General features: G+C 56.2%; 14 protein-coding genes. 1 reads left to right on the top strand and 13 read right to left on the bottom strand.

The window, feature by feature from the left end; translation table 11 throughout:
• The 9 genes from AC2FNU_RS21355 to AC2FNU_RS21395 all read right to left on the bottom strand — a co-directional run.
• Window positions 1-312: proline racemase family protein (locus AC2FNU_RS21355; protein ID WP_496792254.1), on the bottom strand; the 312-nt coding region annotated here is incomplete at its 3' end.
• 20 nt (window positions 313-332) lie between these two features.
• Complete coding sequence (locus AC2FNU_RS21360) at window positions 333-1088, bottom strand: SDR family NAD(P)-dependent oxidoreductase (protein ID WP_496792256.1); 756 nt, start codon at window positions 1086-1088, stop codon at window positions 333-335.
• Complete coding sequence (locus tag AC2FNU_RS21365) at window positions 1088-1849, bottom strand: SDR family NAD(P)-dependent oxidoreductase (protein WP_496792258.1); 762 nt, start codon at window positions 1847-1849, stop codon at window positions 1088-1090. The genes AC2FNU_RS21360 and AC2FNU_RS21365 overlap by 1 nt, the downstream gene beginning before the upstream one ends.
• Window positions 1846-2670: a pyrroline-5-carboxylate reductase gene (locus AC2FNU_RS21370; RefSeq protein ID WP_496792259.1), complete on the bottom strand. Its 825-nt coding sequence runs from the start codon at window positions 2668-2670 to the stop codon at window positions 1846-1848. Before AC2FNU_RS21370 ends, AC2FNU_RS21365 begins: the two co-directional genes overlap by 4 nt.
• A gap of 7 nt (window positions 2671-2677) precedes the next feature.
• Window positions 2678-3379: an SDR family oxidoreductase gene (locus AC2FNU_RS21375; RefSeq protein WP_496792261.1), complete on the bottom strand. Its 702-nt coding sequence runs from the start codon at window positions 3377-3379 to the stop codon at window positions 2678-2680.
• A gap of 20 nt (window positions 3380-3399) precedes the next feature.
• Window positions 3400-4650, bottom strand: coding sequence for an NAD(P)/FAD-dependent oxidoreductase (locus AC2FNU_RS21380; protein WP_496792263.1), 1251 nt, complete (start codon window positions 4648-4650; stop codon window positions 3400-3402).
• Window positions 4651-4709: 59 nt separating this feature from the next.
• Window positions 4710-5600, bottom strand: coding sequence for a dihydrodipicolinate synthase family protein (locus tag AC2FNU_RS21385; RefSeq protein ID WP_496792264.1), 891 nt, complete (start codon window positions 5598-5600; stop codon window positions 4710-4712).
• Window positions 5597-5998 (bottom strand): hypothetical protein, encoded by a 402-nt coding sequence (locus AC2FNU_RS21390; RefSeq protein WP_496792266.1) that lies wholly within the window; start codon window positions 5996-5998, stop codon window positions 5597-5599. The genes AC2FNU_RS21385 and AC2FNU_RS21390 overlap by 4 nt, the downstream gene beginning before the upstream one ends.
• A gap of 153 nt (window positions 5999-6151) precedes the next feature.
• Window positions 6152-6400, bottom strand: coding sequence for a hypothetical protein (locus tag AC2FNU_RS21395; protein WP_496792268.1), 249 nt, complete (start codon window positions 6398-6400; stop codon window positions 6152-6154).
• 206 nt (window positions 6401-6606) lie between these two features.
• On the opposite strand from AC2FNU_RS21395, the gene AC2FNU_RS21400 reads away from it, so the two are divergent.
• Complete coding sequence (locus AC2FNU_RS21400) at window positions 6607-7341, top strand: GntR family transcriptional regulator (protein WP_496792270.1); 735 nt, start codon at window positions 6607-6609, stop codon at window positions 7339-7341.
• Between the two features lie 287 nt (window positions 7342-7628).
• Here AC2FNU_RS21400 and AC2FNU_RS21405 read toward each other — a convergent pair whose 3' ends face one another.
• The 4 genes from AC2FNU_RS21405 to AC2FNU_RS21420 form a co-directional block, all read right to left on the bottom strand.
• Window positions 7629-7850, bottom strand: coding sequence for a hypothetical protein (locus AC2FNU_RS21405; RefSeq protein WP_496792271.1), 222 nt, complete (start codon window positions 7848-7850; stop codon window positions 7629-7631).
• A 60-nt stretch (window positions 7851-7910) separates the two neighbouring features.
• The gene (locus tag AC2FNU_RS21410; RefSeq protein WP_496792272.1) at window positions 7911-8516 is read right to left on the bottom strand and encodes a TetR/AcrR family transcriptional regulator; all 606 of its coding nucleotides are present in this window, start codon (window positions 8514-8516) and stop codon (window positions 7911-7913) included.
• 142 nt (window positions 8517-8658) lie between these two features.
• Window positions 8659-10380, bottom strand: coding sequence for a GMC family oxidoreductase (locus AC2FNU_RS21415; RefSeq protein WP_496792273.1), 1722 nt, complete (start codon window positions 10378-10380; stop codon window positions 8659-8661).
• Window positions 10377-10648 (bottom strand): hypothetical protein (locus AC2FNU_RS21420; protein WP_496792275.1); only part of this gene is annotated, 272 nt, incomplete at its 5' end. The genes AC2FNU_RS21420 and AC2FNU_RS21415, both read right to left, overlap by 4 nt.

Raw genomic sequence — 10648 nt, forward strand, 5'->3', positions numbered from 1 at the left:
TTCCAACAAAGCCGTCACAGCGCACATGGCGTTCGATCCCGACATCGCGTGCGCCTGGTCCGGCTGCAACACAATGAACCCAATATCGGCCTGCGGATCGCACGCCGGAACCAACAGGCAAAAAGACCCGGCCGGGGCCGAACGGGGTTCTGAACAAAGCAGCTGGCGCAGGCTGTCATCGACCTTATTCAGATGGTCCAGCTTGTCAGCCATGGTTGCGCCGGGAATGTCCAGCACCCCTCCTGTAACCACCCGGCCAATTTCACCGGCACAATGCACATCGACTGTTTGCAGCGTTCTGGACCAGCGCATGATGATTCCCTTTTCGTTTTTCAGACCACAGCCTGAGCACCCGTGATTTCCACCACCGACCCACACAGATATTGCGCCTCGTCCGATGCCAGGAAGGCAACAAGCGCGGCGATCTCATCGGGCTCGCCAATCCTGCCAAATGGCACCAGCGCATTCAGGTCATCAAGACTTCGGCCCGAACGCGCCAGATTGCTTTCCAGCATCGGTGTCCGAACCTCGCCCGGGGCCACGCCATTCACACGAATGTTGTAAGGCGCATAGTCACGGGCGAGATTCTGGGTAAAGGCCACAACCGCAGCTTTGGTGGTGTTATAGGCAATATGGCCCGGTGCCGGATGTATGCCCCATTGCGATGCGGTATTGACGATAGCCCCACCGCCTTGGGTCTGCATCACCGGAATCACCTCCTGACACATATGGAACAATGCATCGACATTGACCGCAAAAGACTGACGCCAGTCCTCAGCTGACAACTCCATCAACGCGCCCCGGCGCATCAGCCCGGCATTGTTGCAAAGCACGTCGATTCTGTGCCCGGCATCGGTCCAGCGCTGTACAAATCCACGAATGTCCGCAGGGTCCGTCAGATCAAAGCCAAAGGCTTCAGCGCTGCCACCATTCTTCCGGATGTTCTGTGCGACGGATTCCGCCCCTGCGAGATCTGCGTCGGCAACGCAAACGACCGCACCTTCGGATGCAAAGCGCTGACAGATCGCAGCTCCGATGCCCCCTGCCCCGCCGGTCACAACAACTGACTTTCCCTCAAATCGCACCATCAGGACCTCATTTGACTTGCACCATTCACGTCCAGAACCGCCCCGGTAAGCGACGCCTGTGACGGCCGCAAAACAAAAGCGACAAGCTCGGCGAGTTCTTTCGGCTCGGCCATCTGGCCCAGCGGAATACCCGAAAGGGCGGCGTCCCCTCCATGAGTGCGGACAAAGCCTTCGTACATTTCGGTGCGGACCCAACCCGGCGCAATCGCCATTGCGGTGATCCCGTCAGCCGCAAAGCCGCGCGCGATGCTTTGGGTCAGGTTGATCAAGGCCGCCTTGGTGGCACCGTATGACATTGCCTCGGCCCGATAGCCGCCTTGCCCAGCGCGAGACGCCATATTGATGATCCTGCCGCCGCCATGCGCCCGAAAATGCTGGATCGCTGCACGACTCAGGTCGGCGACGGCCATCAGATTAAGCTGAAGATCACCGTGCCAGGCCCTGTGCCAAGCCTCCAAAGGATCATACACAGATGAAGCGGTCAGAACACCGGCATTGTTGATCAGCGCATCTATGTGCCCCGCTTGGCTCACGGCCGCTTCCCACAGAGCGTTTGGCCCCAATGGATCAGACAAGTCGGCCGCAAGCGCAATTGCCCCCTGCCCGAGATCAGTCGCCAGAGCGTCAGCACGGGCCGCATTGCTGTTATAGTGCAGCAGAACACGTGCGCCCTCGGCTGCCAATTCGTGTGCAATGGCCTGGCCAATCGAGCCGGTGGCCCCCGTCAACAGAACAGTTTTACCGCTTAGATGATGCGTCATCTGACGCCTCCCCCGGATGTTTTGCGGGCATCAGACAACCGCTGCAGAACACTGTCGAGCCCCGACTTTAACGCGTCGGGACCACGGGCATCTGCAAAGGCTTCGAACAATTGCGCATTCAGCCCGGCCGGAGTGGAGTGTTCCACCCGCAGCGTTTCATAAGGCTTGTCACGATCTTCCATCATCGTGTGCGCCAGCCCGGAAAAAACGCCGCTCAGATAGCGCTGCGCGTCCCCCTGCCCAATCCCTCTGGATTGCATCCAGTCCGAGGCTGCACCCAGAACGCCAAAATACGTGCCCATCAGCGCGCTTGCTGCGGCAAAGGCATCAAACTCCTCTATCGTTTTGGCGCTGACCACCGTTCCCAATGGATCAAACAGAGCTTCACCCAACGGGTCATGCGGAAACAGGACTGTGACACCGCGATGGTGGGCGACCGAAGGCAAAGGAATCGCGCGGAACAGACGCACTTGTGTACCAATCCAGCTTTGCAAAACATCGTGGGTCAGCGTGGCGATCAGGCTGCACACATGTTGTCCTTCGGAAAACGTCAGCGGGGACAGCACTGCCCGGGCATCTTGCGGACGGACGGCCAGAAACACCAGATCAGAGCAATCAATAACCGCCTGAGCGGACGCTTGAACCTGCACCCGCGCATTGCTGGCGGCCAGACGCGTGGATACTTCTAGGTTGCGCTCGGTTACGTGAACCTCTGCTATTTCCAGATCGGTCGCCGAAAGGCCGGTCACAACCGCCTCGGTGATCACTCCGGTTCCGACAAATCCCAGACGCAACCGCCGGGCTGGTTTTTCGACCTGCATGACCCGCTCACATATGCCGGGTCACGCCACCATCGACGCGCAAAGATTGGCCTGTGATATAGCTGCTGTCGTCGCTCAGAAGAAAGGCAGCCGCCTTTGCTTGTTCTTCGGCCCTTGCCAACCGACCCAGCGCGGACATTTCGGCGAATTTATGCGGCAGATCGAGACTGTCGGTGAAGCCCGGCAACAAACAGTTCATGCGAATATTTGCCGGGCCATAGCGGTCCGAAAACTGTTTGGTAAAACTGGATACGCCCACGCGATAGACACTCGAGGTCGGGAAAGTCAGCGACGGTTCGAAGGCTGAAAAGGTGGTGATATTGACGATTGAGCCACCACCTTGTGCCTCCATCACCGGGGCCAACAACTTGGCCATGCGAATAACTGGTTTCAGAACCATCTCATGCGCACGGTCCCAGTCTTCTTCGGGGATTTCCAACAGATCGCCCTTGGGCGGGCCGCCCACATGGATCAGGCAGGCGTCGATGCGACCATAGGTGGACATCGCCAGATCAAAGGCGGCTTGGGTATCGGCAGAGTTCTCGGCTTTGCCACGATGGGCAACGCCGTCCAGTTCTTGTGCCAGCAGCTCGCAGGATTCCGACGGCGACATCAGCGCAAGTTTATAACCCCGTGCGTGCATTTCGCGTGCAGTGGCCGCGCCCATTCCGCGCCCGCCACCAATGATAAGGCATGTCTTTTCGGTCATGGTCCGCTCCTTCATCGGCGTTAAAATCGGTCAACCCGATAGGGATTCATGTCGAGATCGGGTGTCTCACCAGCAATAAGCTGCCCCATCAGTTTGGCTGTGGTCGCAGCGTATGTCAGCCCCAAGTGACCATGGCCGGTAGCATAGTAAACCCCCGGAACTTTGGCTGAGGCGGACATGACCGGCACAGTATCCGGAAACGCGGGGCGATGGCCCATCCATTCGCTAATCTCTTCCAGCCGCAGGTTAGGCAACGCCTGGCGCGCACGCTTAACAGTGATTTTTGAACGCCGCCAATCCGGGGCCGCGTCCAGACCGGCCATCTCGACCGTACCGCCGACGCGGATGCCACCGGCCGTAGGCGAGACCATGAACGCCATGGCTGGCCAGATAATCGAATGATCCAGGGAAATTCCAGGCGCATTGATCTGCGTGTGATAGCCACGCTCGGTCTCAAGTGGGATCGGCTCACCCAAGTGTTTGGACAATCGGGCTGTAAAGGCACCGGCAGCAAGAATGACCTGATCCGCCTTAAGCAATTGACCATCTTCAAGCAGCACACCCGTGATCCGCTCGGCGCGCGCAAAACCATTGACCTTGCCGCGTTGAACCTGACCACCCAGACTGACGAACGCATCAACCAGCCGGGTAACGATTGCATAGGGGTCTCGCACCGTTCGATTGTCGGGCAACAGAACAGCCTTTTGGATGACCTCGGCGATCTCGGGCTCCAGATCATGCAGAGCATCGCGGTCCAGTACCTCATAGCTAAAACCGTGACGATCCAGCATTTCCAAGCGCTCACGGTCGGCGGCAAATTCGGCCTCGCTGGCATAGAGCGACAGACAGCCCGTACTGCTGAGATCGTCGGACAGGCGCAGCTCGGCCAGCAGCTGCTTGGTGTCGGCCAGAGATCGATGGCAGAGGACCGCGCCTTGCGCCTCAAGCTGGCGCAATTTCGATGGCCGCCCCGCCCAGAAGAACCGCGCAAACCAAGGGATCAGGCGCGGCGCATAAGCCGGAGAAACGCGTATCGGACCTTCGGGATGCAGAAGCCAACCCGGCGTCTGCCGCCAGACCGATGGGCGCGAGACCGGCATGAATTCCGTCACCGCAATCGACGCCATGTTGCCGTAAGACGCCCCGCGACCGGGCGCGTCTGCGTCGATCAGCGTGACCCGTGAGCCGCGTTTTTGCAGCTCATAGGCGATGGCCGCCCCGATGACACCGGCCCCGACAACAACGCAGTGTTTGGACTGATCCTGTTGCACCAGATGGCACCTTGAAAGGGCAAGGGAAGGCCGGAACCGGCCTTCACCCCGCGCAGGGTTTACATTGCCAGAATGGGCTGCATGGCCTCAGTAAATTCGGCCTTTTCCGAGTCGGTCAACGGACCCAGCGGCGCACGGCATTCGCCAACGTCCAACCCCTGAAGTTTAGCGCCAAACTTGATCTTCTGCACGAACTTACCGCTTTCGAGAATGTTCATCGCGCGGTACAGCTTTTTCATCAGATCCTTGGCCTCGACCAGGTTGCCCGCCTTATACAGACGATCCAACTCGCAGCAGGCCTTGGCCATGCAATTCGATGGTCCACAGATCCAGCTTTCTGCGCCCCAGAACATGAAGTCCAGCGCGATGTCGTCCGAGCCCGAAATCAACTGGATCTTGCCCTCATAGCGCGAAGCAATATCGATCGCCCGCTGCAACACGCCCGAGCTTTCCTTGATTCCGATAACACGCGGGTTGTCCGCGAAATGATCCATCAACTCGAATGAGATATCGGCACCGTCCTTGAGCGGATAGCTATACAGCACAAGGTTCACATCAACTTCGGCCAGAACGGTTTCGTAGTGCTGGATCAGTTCCTCCTGCATGGGACGCGTGTAGAACGGAGGCGCCAGCAACACGTTGTCATAACCAATCTCTTTTGCCATCGCGGTCTGTTCGATCACTTCGCGGGTGGCAGGGGCGTTGGTTCCCGCGATCAGCACTTCATCGTCGTTTGCAAAGTCCTTCACGAATTGCAGCACCTGACGGCGCTCCTCGGTGGACTGGCTGAAGTATTCTCCGGTCGAGCCATTCGGCACCCAGCCGGTCACGCCTGCGTCGCGGAAATGAGTCAGCAGGTTTTCAAAGGCGGAAAAGTTGATCTTACCATCCGCCCCAAACGGCGTGACGAGCGCGGGCATCACACCCGAGAGTTTGACATTGAAACTCATTTCTTAAGTCCTTTTTTCATTTTACCGTAGGCATCCGCGTCGCTCGACGGCAGGGCACGCGTCGCCTCGGCGCATATAGTTGGTGGTTTGCGTGAGCGGTCTGGGCGTGCTTCACGGTTTTTGCGTGCTGTCTGGCTTGCCACAACGTCGGTTAGCAGCGTGTCCAGCGACCAGGTCTGTTCAACCAATTGGCTTAGCCGCTCGTCATCCGGATCGCCCTGCCACACAAGATTGTTCAGTTTCAGAGGATCGGCGCTCAAGCCCTGGAATTGCGGTGGGTTAGCACGGGGAATCACCCGTTTATTGTCACACTCGCGCGAACAGACCCACGGGGTCGGCTTGCCCCGCGATGCGGGAACAAGGCTGTGCCCATCCAGCGGGAATTTGATCGCGCTCATTTTCATACCGCACATTTCGCATAGTGTCGGTAATATGTCGACAAGATTCGCAAGCTCAGAAACGCGTCTGGAAGAGAGGCCGGGATGTGCAATGAGCAAAGACACACGGATGGCCAGATCAAAAAGAGTGTTTGAGAAACATCCGCCGTCGACTCAGACCCTCAACTGAGTTCCCTTGAGCTTGATCGCGTGGTTGATGCGGCTGAAATTCTGACAATTTGACAGACCCAGTTCGCGAAAGTTCAGCCCTTTCTGTAGCGGGATGCCGACCAGTGGCGTTTCAGGGAGACGCCCGAACCATAAGGCGATCGACCAGAGAATGGGCTCAACATCCCGCGGCGATGGCAGCGTCAGCGGCAAGACTTGGTGCCCATTCAACCATCGCATCACAACGACTTTCATAATGCGAATGGCGCAGTCTCAACTTCGGTCGACTTACCGGCCGTTGCGACCAACACGGGTTTAGCCAATGCGAGTTTTATCCTGAAAGACCGTCTTCTTTCTTTGTCTGCAAACTGATTGTCGACGCAAAACCGACAAATCAATAAAATTGTTAAGGCACCAGAAAACCCGTATAGGTTCTCCATTCCGCTCTGGGAGAGTTGAAAGTGTCAGAAAAACAGATGGATATGAAGAAACGCCCCAAAGGAGGCGGGTCGAAATACGTCTACGAGACGCTCAAGCGCGAGATACTCTCACTTGCACTGCAACCCGGGATGCCACTGGATGAAACCGGTCTTTCAGAACGGTTCGCCATGTCTCGCTCGCCTGTCCGCGAAGCGCTTGTCCGGCTGTCTGCCGAGGGGTTGGTGGTTATGCTGTCAAATCGATCTACGCTTGTTGCGCCGATCAATTTGACCGAGTTCCCCCGTTATGTCGAAGCTCTGGATTTCCTGCAAAGGATCAACACCAGACTGGCCGCGAAGAACCGATTGGACAGTGAGATCGAGTTGATGGAGGAAAAAGCGCATGCTTTTGACCAAGCCTGCATTGACAATGATTACTTGGCGATGTCTGCCAGCAATCGCGACTTCCACATGACGATCGCCGCAGCAGGCAAAAACACGTACTTAGCCCGCGCATACGGCCAGCTTTTGGACGAAGGTCGTCGCATTCTTCACATGCATTTCGATTACATTCAATCTTCGGCCACAGATACACTGTTGGGCCCCGAGCATCAGGGCATGATCAACGCGATCCGAATCCGAGACGTTGCGCTTGCAGACCGTCTGGCCCATGAACACACGCGACAATTTCACAAACGGTTCGTGGATTTCCTCAGCGCCCAATACAGCGATGATTTCGATTTTGAGCTATCCTCTTTGGCCACCAGCGCTTTGTGAAATCAATTTTGACCACTTCTACTTTCAGGTATTTCGCCCACGCACCTCGCGGTGACTCTTCCGCTTTGCAAAACCAACGGTGTTTCTCCTTTGTGGCAACGCGAAAGTCATTCACCCATGTGTGTGTCTGACCTCAGCGCTGATCGGACAGTTTATGTCAATTTGAGAAGAGAGGGTTGCTGGCAAATCGCAACCGCCAAGTGTCTGAGGTTAAAAGTAATCCAGAACCAAGCTGCCACGGCGAAACTGTGATCTGAGACTGACGCCGCGCGGCGCGCAAACAGTAATCAGCCGAAGAGAAGATCAGGATCTTTCCAAGCGGCTTGAAGGACAAGGACAACATTACCGAGCTGTGCCGCCGCAAAGGCATTGCACAGAGTCTGCGGTACAGTTGCTCCAAGGAGTTCCCCGAACTGCTGAAACGGGTAGAGTCCGGGCTTGAATTGGTCCATGCTGATCTTGTTAGAAATCCGATGTTGATTAACGTAACCGCCGTCCAGAAGACCCATCACAAAAATGGGTTTAACTCTCCCAAGACATCGGCGTTGTTCACGCGCATAGTGAAAACCTCAAACCGCTGAAGCGGTAGCGGCGGAATAGAAAACGGAGCGCATGTCTTTAACTGACATCCGAGGCCCCTCCAGGTTTCTCTGCAAAAGGAACCGAAAGGTTCCATCAAGGCGCATGTAAAGTATCTCTTGTGCCGCGCGATCCTGCACCAACGGTGACATCATTCCGATCAAAAGCTCTTCGATTTCTGTCACAACCGGCACGAAGGTTTCGTCAAACATGGCTTGATTGCGAATGTCGTACCAAAGCCTATGCAATTCCGCCTCCTGCTGGATCGTTTCTGCAAGCGCATGGCAAAACGCCTTCATCGCCTTATCCGGCGCATCGATCCCTTTGACGGCCGAAGCCATCAATTCCACAAAATGCATTTTGTATCGGCGGACACAGAACACCAGTAATTCGTCTTTGTCTTCAAAATAGTAGTGCAGGCTGCCGAGCGACATACCCGAATGGGCTGCGATGTCGCGCAGCGTGGTACGCGCATAGCCGTAGATCTTAAGAGCGTTGATTGCGCTGTCGGCAATCTCGCGCTTTTTCGCATCTCGCTTGCGGAGCTTTTGGCTTTTGCGATCCGCTATTTTGTTTATTGAAGCACCTTCATTCATCCGCAAACACTTCACTCATCCGATGGCGTCTGCCCGCTTGATCCCTTAGTTCGGACATTCGCAAAAGCTGATCCATCACTTTCCCGGGCATTCGTTACTTCCTTGAAAACTCAGGCCCATCCGTGGGAGTGGGCCTTTCCGTTTATGCGCGGATCAGATCTGACGCTTTTTCACCTATCATTACACATGGTGCCTGGGTGTTGCCGTTTGTGATTTTCGGCATGATCGAGGCATCGGCAACGCGCAATCCAGCTATCCCATGCACTTTCAGTTCCGCATCAACGACCGCCATATCATCCGAGCCCATCTTACAAGTGCCCACCGGATGATAGATCGTCTGTACATTGCCACGAATCCAGGCGCGTATGTCTTCATCCGACTGCACATCGGCCCCGGGGAAGCGTTCCGCGCCTCGGAATTCATCCATGGCAGGCGACATCAAGATCTTACGCGCGATCTTCACGCCTTCGACCATCACATCAAGGTCTTTCTCATCCGCAAAGACATTTGGATTGATGTTGGGTTTGTCTGCCGGGTTGCCGGAGGCCAACGTCAGTTCACCTGCCGACCGTGTTCCCACGACCCCCGGAAGCAACGTGAACCCTTCGGACCCGTCGTTGGGGTTTCCAGCCCCATCAGATATGAACCAAGTGGGCGCGAAGTGGAATTGCAGGTCCGGTGCAGGTGCGTCATCCATAACCGTCAGGTAGCCCCCCGCCTCACCGATATTCGAGGTCAAAAGCCCCATTCCTTTCTCCATCAAAAGCGCACCTTGGGCTTCGTCCGTCGCATGGGCCAGCGTCACCGGCTGAGTGCACTCGAAGGCAACCGGGGCCATGTAATGATCCTGCAGGTTCTTGCCGACGCCTGGAAGGTCGTGCACGACGTTTATGCCCAGCGCCTCCAACTCGGCCTTGGGACCAATGCCGGACAAAAGCATGATCTGCGGGGATCCATAAGCACCTGCCGATAAGATCACTTCCGCATCAGCTTTTACGTCAAGTAAGTCATCACCCGCCTTGAAACGTACACCCGTACAGCGGCTGTCTTCGATGATCAGATTTTGAACATGGGCTTCGGCTTGGATCACGATGTTGTCGCGTTCCAGCGCAGGATGCAGAAACGCGCCTGCGGTCGATTGACGGAATCCGCCCTGCTGGGTGACCTGATACAGACCAAACCCTTCCTGTTCCCTGCCTTCATTGAAATCGGTGCGTTCTGCGTAACCCGCTTCTAACGCTGCTTTGACCATCGCCTGGCTGAGCACATTCGGGTCGCGCTGGTCCGCTACATTCCAAGGCCCGCCAACCCCGTGGTGTTCGTCGGCACCGCGCTCATTGTTTTCGGACCTTTTGAAGATCGGCAGCAGGTCTTCATAGCTCCAACCCGGATTGTCCTTACCCCAATCATCGAAACAGGCAGGGTTACCCCGCTTGTAGATCATCGCATTGATAGAAGTAGACCCGCCAAAAACCTTGCCGCGTGGGCTGTAGAAAACCTTTCCGTCTGAATGGTCCTGCGGGACCGTGGTGTAGCCCCAATCAAGATCGCTCAGGAACAGATTGGGGAAGGCTGCCGGAATATGAATGAACTGGTTTTCATCCGCAGGTCCAGCCTCTAACACCAACACGGATTTGTCCGCGTCTTCGGACAGTCGCGCCGCCAGTGCACATCCAGCTGCCCCCGCTCCGATGACAATGTAGTCGTAGCTTTCTGCGGATTGTGCTGCGGCATGACGCGCACCCAAAGCCAATGGCGCGGCGACCATCACGCCCAGCGCCGCGCTCTGACGCATAAACGCGCGGCGCGACAGATTCCCCGCGCTGAATGATTTTTGCAGTTTTTCAAGCTTGTTTTGCTTCACGATTTCCTCCCAAAAATCTCGGTGCCACGGCTTCGAAAAAGTGTGACGCACAGGAATTGGAACAATTTTTTGGACATCTGTACAGTTTTTTTGTTCAAAAAAGTGATCTCCTTTGCTTTCATGACTGTCTTTGTTGTCTGTTGGAGCAATTGAAAGCATCCGCAAGATTTCTGAAACGCCGCGCCGCTCAAGTTTGCAATTTGACGCAAAATAGCGATGGACTCCCGACCTTGGGTGACAAGATCAAGGCCGGCTTCCAGCGCGCTCA

The organism is Ruegeria sp. BHSB064, assembly GCF_059613205.1.

Bases quoted from the DNA above. Each gene is read 5' to 3' on its own strand.
- AC2FNU_RS21360 (WP_496792256.1), bottom strand. From the start codon at position 1,088: ATGGTGCGATTTGAGGGAAAGTCAGTTGTTGTGACCGGCGGGGCAGGG.
- AC2FNU_RS21365 (WP_496792258.1), bottom strand. From the start codon at position 1,849: ATGACGCATCATCTAAGCGGTAAAACTGTTCTGTTGACGGGGGCCACC.
- AC2FNU_RS21370 (WP_496792259.1), bottom strand. From the start codon at position 2,670: ATGCAGGTCGAAAAACCAGCCCGGCGGTTGCGTCTGGGATTTGTCGGA.
- AC2FNU_RS21375 (WP_496792261.1), bottom strand. From the start codon at position 3,379: ATGACCGAAAAGACATGCCTTATCATTGGTGGCGGGCGCGGAATGGGC.
- AC2FNU_RS21385 (WP_496792264.1), bottom strand. From the start codon at position 5,600: ATGAGTTTCAATGTCAAACTCTCGGGTGTGATGCCCGCGCTCGTCACG.
- AC2FNU_RS21390 (WP_496792266.1), bottom strand. From the start codon at position 5,998: ATGAGCGCGATCAAATTCCCGCTGGATGGGCACAGCCTTGTTCCCGCA.
- AC2FNU_RS21395 (WP_496792268.1), bottom strand. From the start codon at position 6,400: ATGAAAGTCGTTGTGATGCGATGGTTGAATGGGCACCAAGTCTTGCCG.
- AC2FNU_RS21405 (WP_496792271.1), bottom strand. From the start codon at position 7,850: ATGGGTCTTCTGGACGGCGGTTACGTTAATCAACATCGGATTTCTAAC.
- AC2FNU_RS21410 (WP_496792272.1), bottom strand. From the start codon at position 8,516: ATGAATGAAGGTGCTTCAATAAACAAAATAGCGGATCGCAAAAGCCAA.